Consider the following 25,283-nt stretch of genomic DNA (forward strand, 5'->3'; position numbering starts at 1 on the left):
AACCCAAATTAAGGAGGCAACGATGAACTTTGATCATAGCGAAAAGTCACTTGCACTAATGGAAAAACTAAATAAATTTATGCAGGAAGAAATTTATCCTGTTGAATCTGAATATCACGACTTAGTCGCTAGCAATAGTAATACTTGGGAAACCCCTGCTTTAATGCATAGCTTAAAAGAAAAGGCACGTGAACAAGGACTTTGGAATTTATTTTTGCCTGAGGAATACTTACCGTACGGAGCGGGATTAACCAATTTAGAATATGCACCTTTGTGCGAAATCATGGGTCGAGTGCTTTGGTCGTCGGAAGTATTTAATTGTAGTGCTCCAGACACCGGTAATATGGAAGTACTTGCAAAATATGGGTCTGATGCGCAAAAACAAGAGTATCTAGTGCCCTTATTAGAAGGTCAAATTAGGTCTGCATTTGCCATGACAGAGCCTGAGGTGGCATCGTCTGATGCAACAAATATTGCTACCAGTATCGTTGATAAGGGTGACTATTATTTAATAAATGGTCGCAAGTGGTATACAAGTGGTGCCATGAATAATAACTGTAAAATATTGATAGTAATGGGTAAAACTGATCCTCAAGCCCCTCGTCATTCGCAACAATCACAGATACTTGTTCCGATAGACACTGCTGGAGTTACTGTTGTTAGACCTATGTCAGCAATGGGATATTTGGATGAGCCAATAGGACATGCAGAAGTACTCTTTGAAGACGTTAAAGTCCCTAAAACAAACCTGATACTTGGAGAGGGGCGTGGTTTTGAAGTTGCACAGGGTAGATTAGGACCGGGTCGAATTCATCATTGTATGCGTCTTATTGGGTGCGCACAGCGCGCTCTTGACCTAACATGTGAGCGAGTAGAACAGCGTATTGCTTTTGGGCAACCATTAAGTAAGCAGCAGTCAGTACGTGAAAGTATTGCGCAAATGTATTGTAAAATAGAGCAAGCAAGGTTATTGACACTTAAAGCAGCTGACCATATGGATAAATATGGTAATAAGGTAGCTAAAAATATCATTGCGGCGATTAAGATAGTCGCACCTAAAATGGCCTGTGAGGTTATTGATGAGGCTATTCAGATCCATGGTGCAGCAGGCACATCTCAAGATACCATTTTGTCAGCTACTTTAGCCTATGCAAGAACAATCAGGCTAGCAGATGGCCCTGATCAAGTGCACATGATGCAATTAGGAAAAAACTTAGTTGTCCAGCAACAAGGAAAATAGATATGAAAGCAATAGTATGTAGGAATTTTGCCCCGGTTGAGGATTTGGAATACGCTGACTTGCCCGATCCAGTCGCAAAACCTGGAGAGGTTGTGGTTGATGTCTCAGCTTCTGGCGTTAATTTCCCAGATAGCCTATTAGTTCAGGGCTTGTATCAAATGAAACCCGAATTACCATTTATTCCTGGTAGTGAAGTTGCAGGTATTATTAGCGAAGTAGGTCCAGAAGTACCTTATCTTAAAGTCGGTATGCCAGTGATAGGCATATGCCAATTGGGTGGATACGCACAAAAAGTGGCGATACCTTGCATGCAAGTAATGCCAATACCAGCGTCCATCCCCCTAGATCAAGCTGCGGCATTAACAACAGCGCATGCTACCGCTCATCACGCCTTGAAACAACGAGCTCTCTTGCAAGAAGGCGAGACACTGCTAGTCACAGGTGCGGCTGGCGGAACTGGGTTGGCTGCAGTTCAAATTGGTAAGCTAATGGGAGCTAAGGTGATAGCGGTCTGTTCGACAGATGAAAAATGTGAAGTAGCAAAACAAAATGGTGCCGACATTACTATTAATTATAGTAAGGTTGATTTAAAAGATACGGTTAAGTCGCACACGAATGGAAAGGGTGTAGATGTCGTTTACGAATGTGTGGGAGGTGATACTTTTCATACTTGCACACGAATAATGGCGTGGGCTGGTCGTCTTTTGGTGATAGGCTTTGCTGGTGGTGAAATTCCTAAATTTCCTATAAATTTGGCCTTAGTGAAAGGTTTTTCTGTTGTAGGCGTATTTTGGGGTTCATTTGTCCAACACCAACCCCAAGACTTCATGTCTAATATGAAACAGTTAGTGACTTGGCTTGCTGAAAAGAAAATTGAGGTGGTAATTGACGAAGCGTTTAAATTAGAAGCAGCAGTTGGGGCGCTAGATAAATTAACTTCAAGACAAGTAATGGGAAAAGTAGTATTAATTCCATAAATAAAAACTTGCAGATAAAAAATGACCTCCGGGGAGGAGGTCATAAAATGGCAAAGTTACCTCTGCCTACCATGTTGAAAAGGTTATCAACAGGATGATAAAACGTTAAATACGATCAGCAACTACCTGCGCAACTGCATTGGTGTCTAAGCCTTGTTCAGCAATCCACGCTTGCAAAGTTTTGCCGTCGGCTTCAGGTTTGCTTAAATGCTTTTTTGGCATTTTTTTCACTAATAAAGTGCCTGCCTCCACTGCATTGTTTAGAATTGCTAATCTAATTAGGCTATTTCCACCGCAAGTGATACCGTCGTAGTAATCTCGCAGCTTGATAGAATAGTCGCTTTGTACTTTTTTCATCTTTTTACGTAATTCGCCTTTGTCATCGGCTTTTACAATTGCACAGATGTTTGCAAGGGCATCTTCTATTTTTGCATCTGCTGATGGTGCAGCAAACATTAGAGACGCTCCTACAGCGCTAGTTAATAATAATGATTTCAACATGTCATTTCTCCGAACTGGTTTGTTTCGACGGAGAAATGATATAAAAATTTTATGTAGCGTGAAGTAAGCTTAATGATACTTTAGTATAGTGTAAAATACGCTAAATCCGTAAGTGACTGATTAAGCACAATTATAATGGCGGATTGGATTTACCAAGCGCTTACACCTCCGTCAACAGCGATAGTTTGTCCATTCATGTAGGTATTCCCAGGAGAGAGAGTGAGGAGCATTACATTTACAATTTCTTCAATTTTGCTAATACGTTTCATTGGACTGCCTATACCAAGCTTGGCTTTGTTTTCTTCGCTTCCCATGCCACCTTTCTCCAAAATATCTGTTGGACTAAAAAATGGGCATATCGCATTGCACCTTACATTGTAGCGACCATACTCGACCGCTGCTGTTCTAGTTAATCCAACTACTGCATGTTTAGCTGCACTGTAAGCCCCTCCCTTTGGTGCTCCGCCAATACCAGCCATAGAACTCACATTTAATATGTGCCCAGACCCTTGCTGGAGCATTGCACGTATTTGGTGTTTCATACCAAACGCAACGCCTTTTACATTGATGTCAAACTGATTGTCAAATATTTCCCCGCTTAGGTCATGTATGGCTGCTTGTTTGTGTGCAACTCCTGCATTGTTTACGGCAATCGTTAACGAGCCAAATGCATCCAAAGCCTTTTTGACCATTGTTTCGGCGCCTTCTTCTGACGCGACATTGACAATGAGTGTTTTGCATTTTTCCGGTGATGTAAGTAATTTCCGTGTTTGTTCTAATCCACTCTCGTCGATGTCACTAAGCACTAATTGACAAGCTCGTTGATTTAACGCTATCGCAAGAGCTCGTCCAAAGCCGCTAGCAGCGCCAGTAATAATCGCTGTTTGATTTTCAAAGTTTAAGAGTGGATCCATATGCGACGTGTTCATCTTTCGTTTTCCTTAAAGCAAGTTATTGCGAGCTCAGCTAGTGCGGACGCACAGTCTTCTTGTAAAAAGTGTCCGCCGTTTGCCATAGTAGTATGCGATTGTCCTATGCATCCTGGTATTGTTTTTTGAAAAATTTTATCGCCACCTGCCGTTACCGGGTCGTGGTCGCTAAAAGCCGTTATAAAGGGTTTATCAAATTGTTTTAAACTCGCCCATGCTCTTCGATTGTTTTCTGTTTCGGGATCGTCTGGGCTAATTGGTACTAATAGAGGGAATTTTCGCGCACCCGCTTTATATTTTTCCTCAGGATAAGGCGCGTTGTATGCCGCTACAACCTCATCAATTAAATCATTTTGTGTGGCTCGTTGAATAATATTTCCAATGTCAAAATTATCTGTTTCTTGAGAATAAGTTTGCCAATCTAAAAATGCTTGTGGTGGCTTATGGTCTCCAGTAGGAAGCATTGTGTTAGCAGCAATAACACCCATAAATAATTCAGGCTGTTCTGCCACTAACCTAAGACCAAGAAGCCCCCCCCAGTCTTGACATATTAAATGGATATCGGTTAATGCTAAGGTGTTTAAAAACTCGCGTAACCAACTAAGATGATTCGCGTAGGTATAGGCATCTTGTTCTGCAAACTTATCGGACTTACCAAAACCAATAAGATCTGGAGCGATCACTCTGAAACCTGCTTGAGCGACATTGTTAATCATATGCCGATATAAGTAACTCCAACTAGGCTCGCCATGGAGCATCAAAATCACGGGCGAATCAGGCAGACCATAGTCAACATAATGCATTCTCAGTTCTTCGCCAACGGTAAAGGCGCAAGCATTGCTTACATCAACATAGTTTTCTTGGAAACTGTAACCGGGTAAGTTCTCAAAACAATGTTTGGGTGTGCGTAATATTTGCATAGTGCTTTCTTTTTGTTTACATCTAATTAACATTATATGTTAGTTGAGTCGATTTGTATCTATCATTTTGATTTATATCCCAATATAAACAGTGTTGGTCGTATAGTTTGATGTATAAATTTTATTCGCTCTTGCTTGCAAATGATTAGAAGCGAATAGGGCAAGCTTATTTAGAAATATAAAACTTATAAATTAGCTTGATGTTATGACTTGTTTTAACATTTTGTTATCACTTGAAGATAAAGACGAGTGTGTCTATTAATCTGCGGGTAGAAATTCAATTTAAACGAGGATAAACATGGTCGACTCAGTGGTATCACAAAAAACGGTAAGCAATGTAAGCGTCGTTAGTATGGCGAATGCGCCAGTAAATGCGTTATCAAAGGCACTTCGAGTAGGATTGATAGACGCTGTTAATAAGGCTATAAGCGATACTGAAATTGAGGCAATTGTGATTACAAGCGATTTGCCATTATTCAGTGCGGGCGCCGATATTTCAGAATTTTCGGGTGGTGACTTGTCTCCCATGTTGCCAGAAGTATTAGCGTTAATCGAAAATAGCCCCAAACCAATTGTTGCAGCTGTAAATGGCGGAGCCTTTGGGGGTGGACTTGAGCTTGCTTTAGCTTGTCACTACCGAGTCACCACAGAAAAGAATAAAGTTGGATTACCCGAAGTGCACTTAGGTATATTGCCGGGCGCAGGTGGTACCCAACGTTTACCTAGGCTCGTTCCAGCAGCTACTGCCTTGCAAATGATTGTGAGTGGCGCACCAACACCCGTTAAGGTGTTAAACGATATGTTCATCAAGATTACAACACCAGAGAGTTTGCTTGATGCCGCTGTTGATGTAGCGCAACAGGCGATAGGCGAGGTAATCCCCGCCACAAGCAAAATTGAAATTGCAATGACAGAACAGTTAGCGACAGTTTTCGCTCAGACCGAAGCACATACAGCTGCTAAGGCTCGTGGTTTCTTTGCACCAGCGAAATGTATAGATGCGGTAAAAGCAGCATTTGAGTTGCCATTCAATGAGGGCTTGAAACGTGAGGGTGAGCTATTTATGCAATGTATGAATACACCTCAAGCGAGAGCCCAGCAGCATTTCTTTTTTGCTGAAAGAGCAGCTGCGTCAATTCCCTCAATAGCGAAGGATACTAAAGCGCGAGATATACAACAGGTAGCAATAATTGGTGCAGGCACAATGGGTGGTGGCATTGCGATGAATTTCGCCAATGCAGGCATTCCGGTGAGAATGCTCGAATTAGAGCAAGCAGCGTTAGACAAAGGCTTGGCTGTTATTCGCAAAAATTATGAAAATTCGGCGAAGAAAGGCAAATTAACACAAGAACAAGTTGAACAACGGATGTCTTTATTACAAGGAACTACCGAATATAGCGACTTGTCAGAAGCCGATTTAGTCATCGAAGCCGTTTTTGAAAAAATGAGTGTTAAAAAGCAAGTCTTTGAAGCACTAGATAAAGTATGTAAAGACGGTGCAATCCTTGCTACCAACACCTCAACACTTGATGTTGACGAAATTGCAGCCTGTACATCTAGGCCGCAAGACGTGATTGGTTTACATTTTTTCTCTCCTGCGAATGTGATGAAATTACTCGAGATTGTGCGCGGTGAAAAAACCGCGGACGATGTCATTAAGACTTCTATGAAACTTGCTAAAACGATACGTAAAGTGGGAGTGTTGGTTGGCGTCTGCTTTGGTTTTGTAGGCAATAGGATGATCGAAGTTTATGGCCGTGAATCGGGAAGATTGGTGCTTGAAGGTGCCACTCCTGAGCGCATTGATAAAATAATCTATGATTTTGGGTTGCCAATGGGACCTTTCACTATGGGTGATATGGCTGGTTTAGATATTGGTTATTTTGTGCGCCAATCTAGAAAGGCATTCATTGAACATGATCCTTCATATTGTACCGTTGCAGATGAACTAGTTGAAGCCGGCAGAGTCGGCCTTAAAGTGGGTAAAGGCGTATATTTATATGAGCAGGGCAGTCGTACACCTATTCCAGATCCAAGTGTCATTGAAATAGCGCAACGAAGAGCAAAAGAGTTAGGTATAGAGCAAAGGCAAATTAGTGACCAAGAAATTCTTGAACGCTGTATTTACCCGCTCATTAATGAAGGCTTTGAAATACTCAAAGAAGGCATAGCTCAGCGAGCCAGCGATATAGATGTAATCTATGTTTATGGTTATGGATTCCCAGTGCATCGAGGTGGTCCAATGCAATATGCCGAAGAAATTGGTTTGCAAGAAATTGCTGACAAGATGCAACATTATCATGATTCACTAGGCGAATACGGCAAGCATTGGTTTAAGCCTTCCGATCTGTTAGTTGAACTTGCTCAAAGTAAACAAGCCCTAGCCACCTATAAAAAGTAATTGGTTAGACTTAAGAATTTTTGAATATTTAAATTAGAGGCAGTATTTCTTATGCAAAATTATAAAGCGCCAGAACGAGACACTTTATTTGTTACCCAAGAGTTATTGGGTATGGAAGCGCATTACCAAGCGCTTGGGTTTGACGAGGTAAGTGAAGACCTAGTTAGGGCTATTTACACTGAAGCTGGTAAGTTTTCAGAAAATATATTGGCACCAATCAATGCTATTGGCGATCAAGAAGGATGTAAAATAGATGACGGCGTGGTAACAACACCAACAGGCTTTAAAGAAGCTTATGCACAGTATGTGGAAGGTGGATGGCCGTCGATGGCACACCCAGAAGAATTTGGTGGGCAGGGTCTTCCATACTCATTGGCGACGTCATTAGCAGAGTGGTTTTCGGGTGCCAATCACTCTTGGGCAATGTATCCAGGCCTTAGCCAGGGATGCATGGAAACGTTAAAAAGTCATGGCACTGAAGAGCAACAAGCTTTATTTTTAGATAAATTAATAGAAGGCTCTTGGACCGGCACAATGTGCCTCACAGAACCTCATTGTGGTTCAGACTTAGGCATGCTTAAGTGTAAAGCAGAACCCAATGATGATGGTAGCTATAGTCTAACGGGTACAAAAATATTTATTTCTGCAGGTGAACACGACATGTCAGAAAATATTATCCACATTGTACTTGCCAGATTGCCGGGCGCGCCAGCCGGAACGAAGGGTATTTCGCTTTTTATTGTGCCAAAATATAATCTTGATGAAAACGGCAATGTTGCAGACCGAAACACAGTTAAATGTGGTTCAATCGAACATAAAATGGGAATTAAAGGTTCGGCAACTTGCGTGATGAATTTCGATGGTGCAAAAGCGCACCTAATTGGGCAAGAAAACCGTGGTCTAAACTGCATGTTCACCTTCATGAATATCGCTAGAATTGGAACCGGGGTTGAGGGCTTGTCAGCAATCGAAGCTGCATTTCAAGGGGCGCTAGCTTATGCGCAAGACCGGGTTCAATTCAGATCAATGAGTGGGGTTAAAAGTCCAGACAAACCAGCTGACCCAATTATTGTGCATCCCGATGTTAGACGTATGCTATTGACTCAAAAGTCTCTAGCCGAAGGTAATCGTGCGTTGGCAAACTACTGTATGAAATTAGTAGATGTGACTTGTTATAGTAAAGATGAATCGGATGTAAAACTAGCTGACGCGAAGCTCGCTTTGTTAACGCCTATAGTGAAAGCGTTTTTAACAGAAACTGCGCAAGAAGCAACTAGTTATGGGATGCAGGTTTATGGCGGTCACGGGTATATAGCTGAATGGGGTATGGAGCAATTAGCAAGAGATACTCGCATTTGCACCATGTATGAGGGTACCACAGGAATTCAAGCGATAGACTTACTAGGTCGGAAGATAATGGGTTCTAATGGTGAGTTACTCAATGTATTTACTCAAGAAATAAGAGACTATTGTACCGAAGTGCGTGGAAAATCTATGTTCAATGCTTGGACAAATGCAATCGACTCGCACGTAGATGAATGGCAACAAATAACCAAAGATATAGGTTTGTCTGCAGCCAATAATCCAGAGGAGTTGGGTGCCGCGTCGGTAGATTATTTAATGTTTTCAGGTTATGTAACGGTTGGTTATTTCTGGCTGAAAATGGCTGTGTTGGCGCAAGAAAAAATTGATCAAGGAAGCAGCGAATCAGACTTTTATCAAGCGAAAATTCATACCGCTAAGTTTTATTTTGATCGCATGCTAACGCGCACACGTTCACTCGTTTCAGCTATTCATTCAGGCTCTGAAAACCTAATGCAAATGGACGCTGAACTGTTCAAAGTAGGCTAGTAAATAAGCAAATAAATTAAAAAAGGCGAGTGGAATATTCCACTCGCCTTTTTTGATTATATCGAGGAGTTTTTTAATCGGGCAAAAAGGCCTTAGATACTTCTTGAATTTGCTCTCTCATCCAATGATGAGAACTGTCGTGATCGGCACTGACATGCCAGTATAAAAAATATTCAATAGGTGGTAATTCAAATGGCAGCTCATACATAGCTAAGTCGTAATGTTTAGCTAAATGATAAGGCAAACAGGCTATTAAATCGGTTTTGGATATTGCACTTGGTACGGTTAAAAAATGTTGGCCACGCATTACTACCTTACGCTTTTTATTAAGCTTATCTAAAGCGACATCAATTGGCCCTGGTCCTGTGCGACGGTTTGACACGTTTATTTGTCCTAACTTCAGAAAGCTTTCCATTGATAATTCATTCTTAATGACCGGATGGTTCTTGCGCGCTAGTACGACAAATCTGTCTTTAGCAATTCGTTGTTTTTTCAAATAAGCGTCGGTAAACGTAGAAGCATCAGCAAAAAAGTCTAAATTCCCGCTAGCCATAGAAGATACAACACGTTGTCTACTCATCTCATAGTTAGTCAATGTAATGTTAGGTGCAATATTTTGAAGCCTGGCAATTAAGCGAGGCATTATACTTACTTCTAACAAGTCTCTACTCGCAAAATTAAACGCTTTTGTAGACACTTCAGGTTCAAAAACATGACTTTGTTGAACACTCTTACGCAATAAGCCAAGTGCTTCTCTAGCGGGCACAATAATATTTTGAGCAACAGGTGTAGGTGTCATTGAGTGACCTGTCCTTACAAATAATGGGTCATTAAGCATTTCTCGTAATCGCGCCAAAGAATTGCTAACGGCTGGCTGAGTAATGCAAAGTACATCAGCAGCTTTGGTTAAACTACCAGCCGTATAAATTGCATCAAAAACGGCAAATAAATTTAAATCGATTCGGTGTAAATTCATCTAATAAGATCCTTGCAATATGTCCAACGTATTAATAATTCCTTAACAAAATATTTAAATTTTTTGCGTTTACGTGCTATAAATATTATTAATAGTTAAAAGAATGTTTAATTAGTATGGGTAATAATAATATAAAATGAAAATAGATCAATTAACAATTGGTGTACGTTTAGAAAATGAACAATTTTTTACCGTTACACAAGAACAAATAAATCAATTCGCCGAAGCAACCGGTGATCATCAATGGATACATCTTGATGCTGAAAGGTGTGCTCAATTTAGTCCTTATAAATCAACTATAGCTCATGGCTTCTTGACTGTGTCTCTTATGCCTAAGATGTTTGCAGAGTGTTTAGAAATAGACGAAAGCAAAACGACTATGATTAATTATGGGATGGACCAATTACGATTTATCGAAGCTGTAAGAGTCAACGATGAAATAAAATACAGTTTTACTTTAGAAAATATAGAGAAAAAACCTCATGGAGATCTTTACAAGTTTAATGGTCAAGTATTAATAAAGGGACGAGAAAAACCGGCTTTAATAGGCGTGTTTTTGTCTCTTATACTCCGTTAATAATGTGAACAGGTTAGACCATCTGTTTTAGTGATGCGATCAAATAAATAACAATTTATTTACAAATACTTGATCTACGCCTACTATCAGTAGGGTATAAGTCAATGGTTACACACAAGAAACTTAAAACAGTAACGCACCTTAGCAAATTTTAAAGTGCGATTTGGGGGAATAAAATGAAACTGTCTACAAAAAGAACTGCTATTGCCGCGTTTGTGGCAACTCAATTGTTTACGTTACCGACAAGTGTTTTTGCGCAAGAAGAAGCGAGTGAAGATGATGACGTCGAACTCATCATGGTCACTGGTAGTTTTGTGCGACGAAGCGAAAACTTTGAATCACCTTCGCCGTTAGCAGTTGTTGACGCGACTGCCATTGAGGCAATTGGCGCAAAAAATATTAGCGATATTACACAAACGTTAACGATTAATACGGGTGCTGAAAATACCCCCGATGCATTTACGCAAAATGCGACTGCTGGCACATCAAACATTAATTTAAGAGGTTTAGGTGTTGCGTCAACGCTTGTATTATTAAACAACAAACGACAGGTAGTAAATTCGCAACCAAATAATGGTGGAGTGAACTTCGTAGATACAAGCTCTTTAGTGCCAATGATTGCAATAAATCGTATGGAAGTAGTAAAAGATGGCGCTTCAGCTTTATATGGTTCAGATGCTGTTGCTGGGGTGGTTAACTTTATTACTAAAAAGAATTATGACGGTGCCTCAGTAACATTAGATTATCAAGATGGCGCACATGGCAATAACAAAGAATATATTTTGCAAGGTCTTTGGGGCACTGTAGGAGACGATAGCACCTTAATGGCCGCAATTAGCTACACCAACCGTAGCCCCTTGATTACTTCAGACAGACGATTAAGTCGTCCCCAAGATGATACTAGTTCTTTAGGTATGCCGGGTGCATTTTTCATTTTACCGCCTATTACAGCAGCACCTACACCTATTATTGATCCGGGATGTTCTACGTTTGGTGGTTCACCTATCCTTTTGGCTCCTGCTGGAGCAGGTCCAAGTGGAACAGATGTTGGTTTTTGTGGGTTTGATTTTGGCTCAACTTATTCTCTAGTACCTGATGAATCGCGTGTTAACGCCTATTTTAGGGGTACTAAAGAATTAGGCGATACTATGGAGTGGGTGACTGAAGTCAGTTATGCGCGCAATAGAGCGGAACGTGGTGGTTCGCCTTCATTTCCAATTTTGACTCTACCCACAGTGCCCGCTGATCACCCTGATAATTTCTTTGGCTTTCCGGTATCGTTTTTCGGCAGGGAGTTAGGTAATGGTCAACCAGGCGATCCTGCTCGTACCGAATCAGACACTTTCCGCTTTAGCACCATGGTCCAAGGCGAGTTAGATTCAGGATTTTGGGAAGTCAGTTATACAAGAGCTACTAACGACTTTTACTTTACTGTTCGGGATACCTTGGCTCAAGATTTTCAAGACGCTTTGCGCGGATTCGGTGGTTTAAATTGTAACCGTACTGATCCCGCTGCAGTTGCAGGCGAGGGGGGGTGTGAATATTTTAATCCATTCTCTTCAAACTTTGTTTCGCCTAACTCTCAAGCGGTTATAGATTCCTTTACCGCACGTCAGGAAATTGATTCAAGATCAAATCTTGAGGTGGTTGAAGCATTTATATCGACAGATTGGTTTGAAATGGATGGTGGTTCAGCTGGTCTTGCGGTGGGTGCTCAATATCGTTATCAAGATTTAACTCAAGATTACGACGATCTTTCGAATCAGGACCGATTTGCATTCGTTATTGGTAATGCCGATATATATGGTGAGCAAGATGTCGTTGCTCTATTTGGTGAATTAGCCATGCCGGTTAGCGATAATTTGGATGTGCAAATTGCGTTACGTTATGAAGACTACGGCGGTACTACCGGTGACACAATCGACCCTAAAATTGCAGCTTCTTGGCGGGTTACAGATGATTTTTCTGTTAGAGCATCGTGGTCAACATCGTTTCGCGCACCGTCTATTTTTCAACGCGATGGTGGCGCGACTAGCCTCAATCAAATGGTTGACCCATTAACGGGGGCCGCAGCATTTGCTGCAGCGCGCGCGTCTGGCAACGAAGACTTAGTACCTGAAGAATCCACTGCATATAATATGGGTATTTCATTGGAACTGGTTGAAGATTGGTCCTTAGAGGTAGATTATTGGAACTTTGACTTTGAAAATTTGATTATTCAAGAAAGCTTCCAAGCGATATTAAACGCCAACCCTCAAGATACTACAAGGGTAATACGAGCAGGCGATCCATTAAATGGCCCGTTATTGCAAGTTAATACAACCTACGTTAATGCAAGTTCTTTAGAAACCAGTGGGCTTGATATAGTGACAAGCTATGAGATTGACACTGACGTAGGCGCGTTTACACCATCAATTAGCGCGACGTTTGTGACAAAATATGATTTAGTTGACCCACAGGCTGGCAACATTGATGGTGCAGGTAGTAGAAACTTTAATAATATTGGTGTGTCTAGTCCCGAATTGAGAATGAATGTTGGTTTGAATTGGCAACATGAAAATCATTCAGCAAATATATTCTTCCGCTATATTGATGGCTATGACGATGACCAAAATGACTTGCCTATTGATAGCCATACTACTATTGATGCGCAATATAATATGGATGTTGGAGCAATGTTTGATACAGAAAATGCTTATGTATTAACGGTAGGTGGAATTAACCTTACTGACGAAAATCCGCCACAAGTCTTCACTAATGGTGGTTTTGATTCTAAAGTTCATGATCCTCGCGGACGTCAACTTTATGTCAGACTAGCGGTTGGTTTTTAGTAGTTACAAATGATAAAAATAGCTCCTTAATGGGGCTATTTTTTTGATCTATTGACGCTGTTTTATTTGTATATGTGAGGTAGTACATGATTGTTACATCTTATGCTATGGCATATAGTATGTAGATTATTACAGCCTACCCACACAAAATAATACAAAACAAAATAAGACAAAAAGGAAATGCTAAATGGCGAATAAATTAGAGTCTGATGCGATTAAATGGCATTTGGAGGAATTAAATAAACTTGTGCAAGACAATCCATGGACACTGCAAGACGGTAAGCTTTGTAAAACCTTTGTCTTTAAAAGTTTTATTCGGGCGTTTGGATGGATGTCGCAAATAGCGATTTGGGCTGAAAAATTAAAGCATCATCCTGAATGGTTTAATGTTTACAATAAAGTGGAGGTTAAGTTAGTCACTCATGATGTAGACGGTATTAGTGATCTGGATTTTGAATTAGCGAAAAAAATGGAATTGTATAAAGTATAAGTAAATTACGAATTAAAGGCTCTTTGAACAAAGTTTAGGCATTCGATTTTTATTTTATTGTTTAATCCTTGCATACTGAAATCTGCTATGTATAATACGCCCACCTTGAGACGAGGCATTATACTTTAGATGTGTAACTGCTTAATTTCGGGACCAGAATTCAAGCGCGGGATGGAGCAGTCTGGTAGCTCGTCGGGCTCATAACCCGAAGGTCGTTGGTTCAAATCCAGCTCCCGCAACCACATTAAAAACCAACGCATCAGCGTTGGTTTTTTTGCATTTAGATTTATGAAAAATATTTTCCACACCGTATTAGAGTTAAGAAACAAGCTCTGATTGCATAGACCACTTGATAAGCTCTACTCGATTTCTACAAGATGTTTTCTTAAAAATGCTATAAATATGGGTTTTCACGGTATTAAGACTAATATGTAATTTGTCGGCAATTTCCTGATTTTTAGCCCCATCTTGTATCAAACTAACGACTAATAGTTCTCGTTTAGATAATATATTGTGAGTTAAGCTTTTGTGTTTTTCGGCGTGGTTATTTTGCGTAACTAAAGGCAGCAATTCTTGGACCATGTGTTCCATTGTGGCGCGCTTAAACCAAAGCTTTCCAGCTTTAACTTGTTGTATACCTTTTACAATTAGATCGATTGGATCATGCGAATAAAATACTCCCGTAATCCCATGCTTTAACATGCTACTTTCATTACTTGCCATTGATTGGTCTAGGCCAACGATAACAATTTTACGATGCTCGCACTTTTCACGATAAGTGTAGAGTGTTTTTGCGTTCAATTTAGTATCTTTAAAATCGATATATACAATAGCTTGCGCGCTAATATTCGCAAAGTCACACTGACTTGTTTGTATCTTTACCTGATAAGCGCATGTTTTTAACAAATCTGCGAAACATAAAGTTTCTTTACTACCATCCATGTTATTGCGTTCTGTATCGTGGACAACATAGAGGGCTTGAGATACTTTCATTAATTTAAAATCCGTTTTATCTAAGATGTTTTAATGTTTATAGTGTAAGAAGATACGCATATTTTGTGTTTGCATCAAGGCTATTGATTATTTATATTTGCGATGTGATGTAGACCCTTGTATACTTGCCCGCAATAACGAACTCCCTGTTGGTAATAGCAATTTTAGTAGGCGATTTTTAGTATAAAATTTGCCACTTAAGGTAAGCTTTTACCAAGTTTCAAAGTAACGTTAACACAAGCGGGATAACAACAATTATTATGTGGTTAATCCTTAAATAGCGTGGTGTATTACGCCATGGCTATTCTTAGATAGCTCCGCTTGTTCGGGGCTTTTTTGTTTGTTTTGTTCAGGTTTTAGCCTATTAAAACAAAGTTTGTACGGGGCTGTTTGCCCTTTTTTTGTATGTAAAAAGTGGAGTTGGGATTGTCACAACTTGAAAAAAAATTAAATGCAATGCTCGACGCACCGGTATCAGCCGCGGGCTACGAGCTATTGGGTGTTGAATTTGTAAGAGCCGGTAAGCATTCAACACTGAGGGTATATATTGATTCTGAGAATGGTATTGAAGTTGATGATTGTGCTGAAGTAAGTCATCAGGTTAGTGCGGTGTTAGATGTAGAAGATCCAATCAGCACCGAGTATAACTTAGAAGTATCATCTCCTGGTATGGATAGACCCTTATTTAAACCATCTCATTATGCAAGTGTTATAAATGAAATAATTGATTTACGTTTGTCGATGCCACTAGAAGGACGACGTAATTATAAAGGCACGTTGCTTGCTTGTAATGAAGACAGTTTTACCATTGAAGTAGATAAAGAACGATTCGAATTAGCATATGACAATGTACAAAAAGCTAATTTGGTACCAAATTTTGATTAAACTTATTACGCTCGGTTAAAGAGCAATGAGGCAAGAATGAGTAAAGAAATATTATTAGTAGCAGAAGCTGTATCAAACGAAAAGCAAGTGCCAAGAGAAAAGATTTTTGAGGCTCTTGAATTTGCATTAGCGAGCGCTACCAAGAAGAAAAACGACGGTAACATAGAAGTACGTGTTTCTATTGATAGAGAAACAGGCGATTTTGACACTTTTAGACGTTGGTTAGTCGTTGAAGATGATGTAGAACAAGAAAACCCATTTGCTGAAATTACAATATCAGCAGCGCAGATTGATGAGCCCGATATGGAACTTGGCGGTTTTGTAGAAGAGCAAATTGAATCAATTGCTTTTGACCGAATCACTACGCAAACAGCAAAGCAAGTTATTGTGCAAAAAGTACGTGAAGCTGAACGCGCGCAAATGATTGCAGAGTACGAAGACCGAGTAGGTGAATTAGTCACTGGTACGGTTAAAAAAGTAAATAGAGACAATATCATTATTGATTTAGGAAACAATGCAGAAGGCGTTATTTTTAGAGAAGATATGTTACCTAGAGAAACATTTAGACCGGGTGACCGAGTGCGTGGTCTCTTATATGTTATTAAACCAGAAGCGAGAGGCGCCCAACTCTTTATAAGCCGAACTCATCCAGATATGTTGGTTGAGTTATTTCGCCTAGAAGTTCCCGAAATTGCTGAAGAAACATTAGATATCAAAGCGGCGGCAAGAGATCCTGGTGCCCGTGCAAAAATTGCGGTTAAAACAAATGATAAACGCCTTGATCCGGTTGGTGCTTGCGTGGGTATGCGTGGTTCTCGTGTGCAAGCGGTTTCAAGCGAGCTTGGCGGAGAGCGTGTAGATATTGTGTTGTGGGATGAAAATCCGGCGCAGTTTGTTATTAATGCAATGGCGCCCGCCGAAGTAGCATCTATCGTAGTTGATGAAGATACTAAGGCAATGGATGTGGCAGTTGAAAGCGACAACTTAGCGCAAGCGATAGGTCGTAATGGTCAAAACATACGCCTTGCTAGTCAGTTGACTGAGTGGGAACTGAATGTCATGACTGTGGAAGATTTAACGACTAAGCATGAAGAAGAAAACAAAAAAGTATTATCAGTATTTACTGATGGCCTAGACGTTGACGAAGACTTTGCGCTTGTATTAGTAGATGAAGGTTTTACTAGTTTGGAAGAAATTGCTTATGTTCCTGTAAATGAGCTTTTAGGAATTGAAGGACTTGATGAAGACATTGTCGAAGAATTAAGAAATAGAGCAAAAGCCACATTGACAACGCGTGCTTTGGCAAATGAAGAATCCTTAGAATCAGCAGAACCTGACCAGGAATTGCTTGACTTAGAAGGTATGGATAAGCATGTTGCCTATTTACTTGCTAGCAGAGGCGTAACAAACCTTGAACTACTAGCTGAGCAGGGCACCGACGAAATAAGCGACATCGAAGAGTTGACCGAGGAAAAAGCAGGGGAGCTAATTATGGCTGCTAGAAACCTTGTTTGGTTTAACGAAGAATAGGTCAATTAGGAGAATTATCAGATATGGCAGATGTTTCCATAGAAAAGTTAGCGAGTGATATTAGCACTACAGTTGACCGATTATTACAACAATTTAAAGATGCAGGCATTAGCAAAGCTGCAGATGACAGTGTTACCGAAGAAGAAAAAAAGACACTGTTAGACTTTTTAAGCAAGCAACATGGTGGCTCAGGTGCGCAGGCACCCAAAAAGATGACTTTACAGCGCAAAACAACAAGTACTATTAGCTTAGGTAAATCTAGAGCGGTAAAGGTGGAAGTGCGTAAAAAGCGTACATATGTGAAGCGTTCTGACGAAGAAATTCAAAAGTTAGCAGAAGAAGAAGCACAACGTAAAGCTGAAGAAGAAAAAATACGTTTAGAGGCTGAACAAAAAGCTGAGGAAGCTGCGAAAGCTGCTAGGGCAGCAGCGGAAGAGAAAGCTAAACAAGCTGCTGAAGCTCGTAAAAAACAAGATGCTGAACGTGCTGCTAGAGCTGAAAAAGCAAAGAAAGAAGCCGAAGAACGTCGAGCGGACGCTAAATTAAGTGATAAAGATAGAAAAGCACAAGAAGCTGCTCGTGCAGAAGAAGAAAGGTTACAAAATAAACAGGAAGAAGAAGCCCAGAAAAAGCTTGAAAAAGAAGCTAAGGAAGCGACTGAAGTTGCTAAGAAATTAGCTGAAGAAAATGAGCGGCGTTGGAAAGAAGAAGAAGAGCGTCGTAAAAAGCAAGAGGCCGAAGAAGTACATTTGCATTCTAATCGCTATGCTCAAGAAGCTGAAGACGAAGAAGATATGCAAGTGGAGCGTGGAAGTCGACGTCGTAAAAAGAGTAAAAAGAACGCAGGTGAAGATCTTAAACATAGCTTTAATAAGCCTGTGGCGCCCGTTGAACGAATTGTCAAACTAGGTGAAACCATAACAGTTGGTGATTTGGCTAGTCGTATGTCGGTCAAGGGTACTGAAGTCATTAAAACCATGATGAAAATGGGTGAAATGGCGACAATTAACCAAGTGCTAGACCAAGAAACAGCTGTGTTAGTTGTTGAAGAAATGGGTCATAAGTACGAAATTGTGAATGAAAACGCGCTTGAAGAAGAGCTAGTAGCAGCAAGCTCAGCAGGTGCTATAAAAAGTCGAGCGCCAGTAGTAACCATCATGGGGCACGTCGACCACGGTAAAACATCGCTACTTGATTTTATAAGAGCGTCTACTGTTGCTGATGGCGAGGCCGGAGGCATAACGCAGCATATTGGTGCCTATAGCGTAGAAACTTCGAACGGCCGTATTGCATTTTTGGATACACCAGGGCACGCCGCATTTACTGCGATGCGAGCTCGTGGTGCAACCGCTACGGACATTGTTATATTAGTTGTAGCGGCAGATGATGGGGTAATGCCGCAAACAAAAGAAGCGATTCAACATAGTAAAGCTGCGGATGTTCCGTTAATTGTTGCTGTTAACAAAATGGATAAAGAATCAGCCGATCCAGAAAGGGTTAAAACAGAGCTTTCACAAATAGAAGTTATCTCTGAAGAATGGGGCGGTGATTATCAGTTTGTTAACGTCTCGGCCAAAACCGGCATGGGTGTAGAAGAATTGCTCGAAGCGATTAGTTTACAAGCAGAATTGTTAGATCTGAAAGCATCTGCTGAAGGTCCTGCCAGAGGCATTGTCATTGAATCACGTCTTGATAAAGGTAGAGGCCCCGTGGCTTCTGTACTAGTGCAAGAAGGTGAGTTACGTGCCGGTGATATTTTATTATGTGGTGAAGAGTATGGCCGAGTGCGTGCCATGCGCGATGAAAATGGTAAAGGTATTGACGTCGCTGGTCCTTCTACTCCGGTAGAAGTGCTTGGTTTGTCAGGTATACCTATTGCAGGTGAAAACGCAGTAGTGGTTCAAGATGAGCGTAAAGCGCGAGAAGTTGCCGCCAAACGTCATACTAAACAGCGTGAACTTAAACTAGCGAAGCAACAAAAAGCTAAGTTAGAAAATATGTTTGCAAACATGGAAAGTGGCGATGTGAGTGATTTGAACATTGTATTAAAAGCAGATGTTCAAGGATCAATTGAAGCGATATCAGATAGTTTAACCAAACTTTCTACGGATGAAGTAAAAGTGAATATTATCGGCAGTGGTGTCGGTGGTATCACAGAGACAGACGCGAGTTTGGCTGCGGCTTCATCAGCAATCGTAGTTGGCTTTAACGTTCGAGCAGATGCTACCGCTCGAAAAATGATTGAAGCAGAAGAAATTGATTTACGTTATTACAGTATTATTTATGAGTTGATTGAAGAAGTTAAACAAGCGATGAGTGGTATGCTTGCGCCTGAATTTAAACAAGAAATCATAGGTCTAGCTGAAGTTAGAGACGTGTTTAAATCACCTAAACTTGGGGCTATAGCGGGTTGTATGGTCACTGAGGGTGTAATTAAACGTAGCAATCCTATTCGTGTACTACGTGAAAACGTAGTGATTTACGAAGGTGAGCTTGAGTCTTTACGCCGCTTTAAAGACGATGTTCAAGACGTTAAAAAAGGTATTGAATGTGGTATCGGTGTTAAGAATTATAACGACGTAAAAGTGGGCGACCAAATTGAAGTCTTTGAAATCGTAGAAGTTAAACGCGAAATTTAAAGTACCTCAACACAATAACAGCGGAGGCTTTATGCCTCCGTTTTTGTCAATAAATGACTATGATTTAAGAGTTGAATGTAATGGCTAGAGAGTTTTCCCGCACTGACAGAGTAGCGCAACAAATACACAAAGAAGTTGCTTTAATCTTACAGCAAGAATTTAAGCATCGTGAGCCAGAGGTCGGCATGATTACAGTGTCGGATGTAGAAGTATCACGTGACTTAGCACATGCAAAAGTATTTATTACGTTTTATGCTAATGATGAAGAAAAAGCGAAAAAAGACTTAGTTAAACTAAAAGAAAATGAAAGTTTTGTAAGAGGAATTTTGGGCAGGAGAGTGCGCATGCGCAACATTCCGGCCGTTCATTTTTTTAGAGATAGTTCTATTTTAGAGGGAGCAAGAATTTCTCAGCTAGTAAATAAAGCAATTGCTTCGGATGAAGCAAAAAAGATAACACCTGACGAAGACAAAGAAGTCTAATCGTATAATGGGTAGAACACGCAAAGGTCGCGCTATTAACGGCGTGCTACTAGTCGATAAACCCACGGGCGTATCGTCTAATTTTGTTGTACAAAAAGTAAAACGAATCTTCTATGCAAAAAAAGCGGGTCATACCGGCGCTTTGGATCCTCTGGCCACTGGTTTGTTGCCAATTTGTTTGGGAGAGGCGACAAAGTTTTCACAATTTTTGTTAGATGCTGATAAATCCTATTTGGTTAGCGCTAAACTTGGCGAGCGCACCGATACTTCTGACTCTGATGGTGAAATTGTTGAAACTAGCAAGGTACAGGTATCTGAAGCAAAAATAAAAGAAGAATTGAATACCTTTCTGGGTAAAATAAAGCAAGTGCCATCGATGTTCTCGGCTTTAAAACATGAAGGAAAGCCACTATATCACTATGCACGGCAAGGTATAGTTATTGATAGACCCGCTCGCGATATAGAAATATATAATATAGATTGGCGAAGTCTAAAAAATAACATATTAACACTAAATGTTAGTTGCTCAAAAGGCACATATATTAGATCGTTAATCGACGATTTAGGCCAAAACCTTGGTTGTGGGGCACATGTCGTCGCGTTAAGGCGCACTGGCGTCGCTCACTTTGATACCAGCAAAATGATGTCATTTAAAGAGTTAGATAAGCTAGACGAAGACACAGACCGGAACATCCTAGGTAGCTTTAACACTTTGGATGCTTTGCTATTACCTATGGATATTGCTATTTCTAGGTTAGATAAAGTAAATATTAGCGAAACAGACGCCAAGGCATTCATGCATGGACAAAGTCTTGATCTTGACAGCGTAAAAGTTACGCTTAATCCACAATGTTTTGTGCGTATTTACCATAATGATTTATTTCTTGGATTAGCTGAGTGTAGTGCCGATAAAAGGATAAATCCAAAAAGATTGGTTGTTTATGAGTCTTAATCCGATATTGCTTAGGATAACCACGTTTTATTTGTAATGACGGGCATACAGCCCATTAAAATATTGGCCATATATATCTTGCTTAAATTACTGCTTTCTATATAATGCGTCGCTCTTACGGTGAGTCTGAATTAGTGATTGGACTTGCTTAACAAAAACATTGGAGAAACACATGTCACTAACTACAGCAGAAACCGCAAATATCATTGCCGATTACGGCGTTAAAGAGGGAGACACTGGCTCTCCTGAAGTTCAAGTTGCATTATTAACGCATAACATTAATAAATTGCAGGGCCATTTTGCAGATCATAAAAAAGACCACCATTCACGTCGTGGTCTTTTGAGAATGGTTAGTCAACGCAGAAAATTACTTGATTATCTAAAGCGTAAAGACTCTGAGCGTTACTTAGCGTTGATCAAGCGTTTAGGTTTACGTCGATAAAGAAAAAGCTTTTACAGCTTAACGAATTATAAAAAAAGCACCTTTGGGTGCTTTTTTTATATCAGTGAAAATCTTAAGTATTAAACGGTTCTATTGATTACTGCATTTAGTCTGCTTTCTATTTCTTGAAGTTCTTTCAATAGGTTGGTATTTCTTCTTTCAAGCAAAATGATTTTTTCAGCCATTTCTCTAATTTTTCTATCTTGTTGGTTAATGTTTTCTTGAACCGCTTCTTGATTCACAGTAGCTGAAAGCATCTCATTTGCTTGAGCAGAAACTTTTGAATTAACACTATCGATCCGCTGCTGGGTGGTACCTATGCTCGATTGGTTGCTAGCTACTTGGGTCTTAAGCGTATTAATAAGGCCTGAGACTTCGCGCTGAGACTTCTTTGCTTCTTCACTTAGTGATTTTATTTCTGTCTGGTTGCGTCTCCATGCAGAAGCCCAAAGTTTGTCCATTTGTTCCCACAACTCTTCAGATTTTTCAGATAGCTCAGTCACTTTAACCTGCAATGCTATCGTTGAATTACCCATTTCCTCCCCCGTTGCAGACAACCTGTTCTCGAGGCTTAGTAAGCGTTTTTCTTTTTCATCTATTAGGGCTAGGTTTTTTTCATGCAAGGTATATAAAAATCCACTTGCGCCACAAGCTGCTAGAGCTACTAATAGGGCAATGACAGTAAGTCCGCTGCTATTTTTGGAGTTTCCTTGAGTTGTTCCTTTGCTCGCGTTACGAGGGCTGGCTACTGGAATACGATCATTTACGTCCACATTTATTGGTGCAAAGTCTTTGTCTTTGTTCTGTCCAGACACTTATTATTCCTTTTAACTACAACAATTTTATAAATATTAGTCCTTATATAATACATCAAGTTCGGCATGTAACTAAATATTTTAAAAAGCGCATACTTTTTATTAATTTGCCGATACAGAATTAGTTGGCAAGCTGCTAATAATTAAACTATTATTACAATTCAGAAGTTAAAACAGACGCTTATGAAATTAAACTCCAAATTGTCGTTCACGTTAGGTGTAAGAAGTTTAGTGCTTCTTGTGTGCTTGGGCCTTTTAATGGCTTTTATGCAAACTATATTTGACTTTCGTCAACGCCAAGCAGAAGTTTCACAAACAATAGAGTCAATCGTGACTGCAGCTAAAGGTTCAGCTAGCAATGCGGTTTACTTACTAGAAGACCGCATGGCTGAACAAGTCATTAACGGCTTATCCTATTTTGATTTTTTTAGCTATGTCGCCATTATTGATGATCAGAATAAAGTCATGGCCGATTTTTCCAGACAAGAAAACCTTGACGAAACAACAAACCCAACACTTACCTATAATTCTGTGCTTAATTTAGTGGTTCCCAATTTTACTCGGTCAACGGTAGAGTTATCCGGTGAAATGTTAAGTCCCGGTCAAAACAGTTCTTATGGTAAAATGGTGTTGGTTATCGATAATCACGTCGCTTTGTCGGGTGTATACGAGCGTGCAATTAGAGCTTTCGCGATTGCCTTAGGCGGTTATATATTATTAACCTTAGCGCTTAGTATTTTGTATCACCTTACACTAGCAGCTCCACTTACGCGTTTGTCTGACCGTTTTCAACGCGTTAATACTAAATCAATCGCCACTCAGAAAATAAACCACTTAGTTGGTCACGAAAGAGACGAATTTAGTTTAATTGTTAATGCCGCCAACGATATGTTGTCACGCATATCCACTGGGCAAGTGCTCTTAACTGAACGATCACAACGATTTAGATTAATTCTAGATACCGCCCCTGCACTGATTTTTTCACTCGATAGTAATCTCAATTTTGTTTTCGCAAATAAAGCTGCAGCAACGTTTTATGGATACAGTATTTATGAATTAAAAGGGCGATCAGCAGATGAAGTGATTAAGCCTATTGATGCTGATTTAAGTGATGCAATAAATGACTTTCTTGGCTCTCGAAAACGACAGTTTAATCATACATTACCTGTTAAAAATGCGAGTAATGTTGACTGCCACATGGAAATGGCGTTTGTTAAATTCAAAACGCCCGATGGCCATAGTATTTTAATTACAGCGTCTGATGTAACGAAACGCATTCAGGCAGAAGAAAAGATTGAGTCCTTGGCCTATTTTGATCCATTAACTAACTTACCTAATCGAAACAAAGTTTATGATGTACTTAATGAGTCATCGGTCAATGATGATATTTATGGTATTGCGGTAATTGCAGACTTAGACCAATTTAAACGTATCAACGATACCTTAAGTCATTCGGTAGGTGATCAACTAATAGTAAAATTGGCGAGTCGACTACGAAAAGAGTTTTCATTTTTAGATTTAGTCGCTCGATTGGGCGCAGATGAATTTCTATGTATTGAAGAAAATGTATCTACCGAACTTGAAGTTGCAACAAATAGTGCAGAGGTATTGGGCGAGAGACTGAGAGTATGCATTAATAAAGAAATTGAAATTGGTCTACATAGCTATGCCTTAACAGCAAGTGTTGGTGTTGTTTTATTTAAAAAAGACCGTTTCAATGCTGATCAAATTTTGCAATATGCCGACACGGCCATGTATGAGTCGAAAAAGGCAGGCAGAAATTGCGTAACACTTTTTAAAGATGAAATGGCGACCCAAGCAGCCGAGCTGTTAAAGCTTGAACGCGACATAATGAAGGCAATGTTTAGGGACGAGTTTTACTTTGTCTTGCAGCCGATTGTGGATTCAATATCGCAAAAAGTGGTTGGCGCAGAAGCGTTAATGCGCTGGCGCAAGGGCGACGAAATTATTAGCCCAGTTGAGTTTATACCATTTTTGGAAGAAAGCGCGTTGATTGTAGACGTAGGTGAAAGAATTTTAAATAAAGTTTGTGCCTTTATTGCTGATACTAAGGGCAGAGACTTATTATCAGATGGTTTCAGGTTTGCGGTTAACATTAGTGCCAAACAATTAGCACGTACCGATTTTATTGAAACAGTTTCGCGGGTGCTCACAAAGCATAACGTAGACGGTAAATATTTAGACTTTGAAATTACCGAAAGTGTCGCATTAAACAACATGGAAGATACGATAAGCAAAATACTTAGCTTGAAGAAAATGGGCGTCGGTTTTTCACTTGACGATTTTGGTACAGGTTTTTCTTCTTTAAGCCACTTAAAAGATTTGCCGGTCGATAAATTAAAAATTGATCGCTCATTTATTAACGACATTACCTTAGATAAACAAGACGAAAACTTAGTGCGTTCTATCATTCAACTGTCTAAAAACCTGGGCCTAACAACTGTTGCAGAAGGCGTTGAAACCGAAGCACAAGTTGAGTGGCTTATGTTGAACGGCGATATTTTGTTTCAAGGTTATTATTATAGTAAGCCAATTGACCCACTAAAATTTGAAAGGAAGTATCTCAATCAAGAAGTCGTTACAAAATAAGCTCGTCTGTGTGATCCCACTCCTCGAAATTATTGATTAAGTAAACTCAAGTAACAACATCCTTACAATCTAAGCGAAAGCCTTTTATCCCTCTGAGCAAGTTTGTCGTCCGTTTCAGCCTGTTTGCGTTGTGCCCTCATTTGTTACATGTAAATAATATGTAAATAAGGTTAAAACTTATATTTTGCTGCCACATTTATTTGGGTATGTATTGGTTGTTATTTGGTAACAGCTAAGGTTTC

General features: G+C 40.0%; 20 protein-coding genes and 1 tRNA gene. 15 read left to right on the plus strand and 6 right to left on the minus strand.

The genetic code is table 11. The features are described from left to right. Window positions 1-22 precede the first annotated feature (22 nt). Window positions 23-1,240 carry an acyl-CoA dehydrogenase family protein gene (locus RM552_RS04380; protein WP_311367561.1) on the plus strand — a complete coding sequence of 406 codons (1,218 nt, stop codon included), beginning with the start codon at window positions 23-25 and terminating at the stop codon, window positions 1,238-1,240. A gap of 2 nt (window positions 1,241-1,242) precedes the next feature. Continuing rightward, window positions 1,243-2,217, plus strand: coding sequence for an NADPH:quinone oxidoreductase family protein (locus tag RM552_RS04385; protein WP_311367562.1), 975 nt, complete (start codon window positions 1,243-1,245; stop codon window positions 2,215-2,217). Window positions 2,218-2,322: 105 nt separating this feature from the next. Here RM552_RS04385 and RM552_RS04390 read toward each other — a convergent pair whose 3' ends face one another. From RM552_RS04390 to RM552_RS04400, 3 genes are all read right to left on the minus strand, one after another. After that, a complete protein-coding gene (locus RM552_RS04390; protein ID WP_311367563.1) occupies window positions 2,323-2,718 on the minus strand; it encodes a DUF3718 domain-containing protein in 396 nt (131 codons plus the stop codon). 149 nt (window positions 2,719-2,867) lie between these two features. After that, entirely contained in the window at window positions 2,868-3,632 is a 765-nt protein-coding gene (locus RM552_RS04395; protein WP_311368275.1) for an SDR family NAD(P)-dependent oxidoreductase, read from the minus strand. A gap of 11 nt (window positions 3,633-3,643) precedes the next feature. Further along, window positions 3,644-4,567, minus strand: a complete 924-nt coding sequence (locus tag RM552_RS04400; protein ID WP_311367564.1) for a haloalkane dehalogenase — start codon at window positions 4,565-4,567, stop codon at window positions 3,644-3,646. Window positions 4,568-4,865: 298 nt separating this feature from the next. On the opposite strand from RM552_RS04400, the gene RM552_RS04405 reads away from it, so the two are divergent. Together RM552_RS04405 and RM552_RS04410 are read left to right on the plus strand one after the other, a co-directional pair. Further along, window positions 4,866-6,968, plus strand: a complete 2,103-nt coding sequence (locus RM552_RS04405) for a 3-hydroxyacyl-CoA dehydrogenase NAD-binding domain-containing protein (RefSeq protein ID WP_311367565.1) — start codon at window positions 4,866-4,868, stop codon at window positions 6,966-6,968. Window positions 6,969-7,019: 51 nt separating this feature from the next. Further along, window positions 7,020-8,819 carry an acyl-CoA dehydrogenase C-terminal domain-containing protein gene (locus tag RM552_RS04410; protein ID WP_311367566.1) on the plus strand — a complete coding sequence of 600 codons (1,800 nt, stop codon included), beginning with the start codon at window positions 7,020-7,022 and terminating at the stop codon, window positions 8,817-8,819. Between the two features lie 73 nt (window positions 8,820-8,892). On the opposite strand, the gene RM552_RS04415 is transcribed toward RM552_RS04410, so the two are convergent. After that, window positions 8,893-9,795 (minus strand): LysR family transcriptional regulator, encoded by a 903-nt coding sequence (locus RM552_RS04415; protein ID WP_311367567.1) that lies wholly within the window; start codon window positions 9,793-9,795, stop codon window positions 8,893-8,895. Between the two features lie 136 nt (window positions 9,796-9,931). Between RM552_RS04415 and RM552_RS04420 the strand changes: the two genes are divergently transcribed. From RM552_RS04420 to RM552_RS04435, 4 genes are all read left to right on the plus strand, one after another. Next, a complete protein-coding gene (locus RM552_RS04420) occupies window positions 9,932-10,372 on the plus strand; it encodes a MaoC family dehydratase (protein WP_311367568.1) in 441 nt (146 codons plus the stop codon). Window positions 10,373-10,548: 176 nt separating this feature from the next. Further along, a complete protein-coding gene (locus RM552_RS04425) occupies window positions 10,549-13,203 on the plus strand; it encodes a TonB-dependent receptor plug domain-containing protein (protein WP_311367569.1) in 2,655 nt (884 codons plus the stop codon). A gap of 187 nt (window positions 13,204-13,390) precedes the next feature. Beyond that, window positions 13,391-13,693, plus strand: a complete 303-nt coding sequence (locus RM552_RS04430) for a 4a-hydroxytetrahydrobiopterin dehydratase (protein WP_311367570.1) — start codon at window positions 13,391-13,393, stop codon at window positions 13,691-13,693. Between the two features lie 165 nt (window positions 13,694-13,858). Then, window positions 13,859-13,935 (plus strand) — tRNA-Met (locus RM552_RS04435). Window positions 13,936-14,011: 76 nt separating this feature from the next. On the opposite strand, the gene RM552_RS04440 is transcribed toward RM552_RS04435, so the two are convergent. Continuing rightward, window positions 14,012-14,686, minus strand: coding sequence for a helix-turn-helix transcriptional regulator (locus RM552_RS04440; RefSeq protein ID WP_311367571.1), 675 nt, complete (start codon window positions 14,684-14,686; stop codon window positions 14,012-14,014). 426 nt (window positions 14,687-15,112) lie between these two features. Here RM552_RS04440 and rimP point away from each other — a divergent pair, with 426 nt between their 5' ends. From rimP to rpsO, 6 genes are all read left to right on the plus strand, one after another. Further along, entirely contained in the window at window positions 15,113-15,571 is a 459-nt protein-coding gene (gene rimP / locus RM552_RS04445) for a ribosome maturation factor RimP (protein ID WP_311367572.1), read from the plus strand. A gap of 36 nt (window positions 15,572-15,607) precedes the next feature. Next, entirely contained in the window at window positions 15,608-17,101 is a 1,494-nt protein-coding gene (gene nusA, locus RM552_RS04450) for a transcription termination factor NusA (protein ID WP_311367573.1), read from the plus strand. Window positions 17,102-17,124: 23 nt separating this feature from the next. Next, window positions 17,125-19,740 (plus strand): translation initiation factor IF-2, encoded by a 2,616-nt coding sequence (gene infB, locus RM552_RS04455; protein WP_311367574.1) that lies wholly within the window; start codon window positions 17,125-17,127, stop codon window positions 19,738-19,740. An 80-nt stretch (window positions 19,741-19,820) separates the two neighbouring features. Next, entirely contained in the window at window positions 19,821-20,222 is a 402-nt protein-coding gene (gene rbfA, locus RM552_RS04460; protein ID WP_311367575.1) for a 30S ribosome-binding factor RbfA, read from the plus strand. 7 nt (window positions 20,223-20,229) lie between these two features. Next, the gene (gene truB / locus RM552_RS04465; RefSeq protein WP_311367576.1) at window positions 20,230-21,174 is read left to right on the plus strand and encodes a tRNA pseudouridine(55) synthase TruB; all 945 of its coding nucleotides are present in this window, start codon (window positions 20,230-20,232) and stop codon (window positions 21,172-21,174) included. Window positions 21,175-21,346: 172 nt separating this feature from the next. After that, window positions 21,347-21,616, plus strand: coding sequence for a 30S ribosomal protein S15 (gene rpsO, locus RM552_RS04470; RefSeq protein ID WP_311367577.1), 270 nt, complete (start codon window positions 21,347-21,349; stop codon window positions 21,614-21,616). Between the two features lie 80 nt (window positions 21,617-21,696). Here rpsO and RM552_RS04475 read toward each other — a convergent pair whose 3' ends face one another. Next, window positions 21,697-22,431 carry a hypothetical protein gene (locus tag RM552_RS04475; protein ID WP_311367578.1) on the minus strand — a complete coding sequence of 245 codons (735 nt, stop codon included), beginning with the start codon at window positions 22,429-22,431 and terminating at the stop codon, window positions 21,697-21,699. A gap of 267 nt (window positions 22,432-22,698) precedes the next feature. On the opposite strand from RM552_RS04475, the gene RM552_RS04480 reads away from it, so the two are divergent. After that, on the plus strand, window positions 22,699-25,041 hold the full coding sequence (locus tag RM552_RS04480; protein WP_311367579.1) for a putative bifunctional diguanylate cyclase/phosphodiesterase: 2,343 nt from the start codon (window positions 22,699-22,701) through the stop codon (window positions 25,039-25,041). Window positions 25,042-25,283: the final 242 nt, after the last annotated feature.

This window comes from Glaciecola petra (assembly GCF_031846345.1).
In the GTDB taxonomy this organism is placed as follows: Bacteria; Pseudomonadota; Gammaproteobacteria; order Enterobacterales; family Alteromonadaceae; genus Glaciecola; species Glaciecola petra.

Coding starts and splice junctions, on each gene's coding strand:
- RM552_RS04440 (WP_311367571.1), bottom strand. CDS start 14,686: ATGAAAGTATCTCAAGCCCTCTATGTTGTCCACGATACAGAACGCAAT.
- RM552_RS04390 (WP_311367563.1), bottom strand. CDS start 2,718: ATGTTGAAATCATTATTATTAACTAGCGCTGTAGGAGCGTCTCTAATG.
- RM552_RS04430 (WP_311367570.1), top strand. CDS start 13,391: ATGGCGAATAAATTAGAGTCTGATGCGATTAAATGGCATTTGGAGGAA.
- infB (WP_311367574.1), top strand. CDS start 17,125: ATGGCAGATGTTTCCATAGAAAAGTTAGCGAGTGATATTAGCACTACA.
- RM552_RS04385 (WP_311367562.1), top strand. CDS start 1,243: ATGAAAGCAATAGTATGTAGGAATTTTGCCCCGGTTGAGGATTTGGAA.
- RM552_RS04405 (WP_311367565.1), top strand. CDS start 4,866: ATGGTCGACTCAGTGGTATCACAAAAAACGGTAAGCAATGTAAGCGTC.
- rpsO (WP_311367577.1), top strand. CDS start 21,347: ATGTCACTAACTACAGCAGAAACCGCAAATATCATTGCCGATTACGGC.
- RM552_RS04395 (WP_311368275.1), bottom strand. CDS start 3,632: ATGGATCCACTCTTAAACTTTGAAAATCAAACAGCGATTATTACTGGC.
- RM552_RS04400 (WP_311367564.1), bottom strand. CDS start 4,567: ATGCAAATATTACGCACACCCAAACATTGTTTTGAGAACTTACCCGGT.
- RM552_RS04380 (WP_311367561.1), top strand. CDS start 23: ATGAACTTTGATCATAGCGAAAAGTCACTTGCACTAATGGAAAAACTA.
- RM552_RS04425 (WP_311367569.1), top strand. CDS start 10,549: ATGAAACTGTCTACAAAAAGAACTGCTATTGCCGCGTTTGTGGCAACT.
- RM552_RS04415 (WP_311367567.1), bottom strand. CDS start 9,795: ATGAATTTACACCGAATCGATTTAAATTTATTTGCCGTTTTTGATGCA.
- truB (WP_311367576.1), top strand. CDS start 20,230: ATGGGTAGAACACGCAAAGGTCGCGCTATTAACGGCGTGCTACTAGTC.
- RM552_RS04420 (WP_311367568.1), top strand. CDS start 9,932: ATGAAAATAGATCAATTAACAATTGGTGTACGTTTAGAAAATGAACAA.
- rbfA (WP_311367575.1), top strand. CDS start 19,821: ATGGCTAGAGAGTTTTCCCGCACTGACAGAGTAGCGCAACAAATACAC.
- RM552_RS04410 (WP_311367566.1), top strand. CDS start 7,020: ATGCAAAATTATAAAGCGCCAGAACGAGACACTTTATTTGTTACCCAA.
- nusA (WP_311367573.1), top strand. CDS start 15,608: ATGAGTAAAGAAATATTATTAGTAGCAGAAGCTGTATCAAACGAAAAG.
- RM552_RS04480 (WP_311367579.1), top strand. CDS start 22,699: ATGCAAACTATATTTGACTTTCGTCAACGCCAAGCAGAAGTTTCACAA.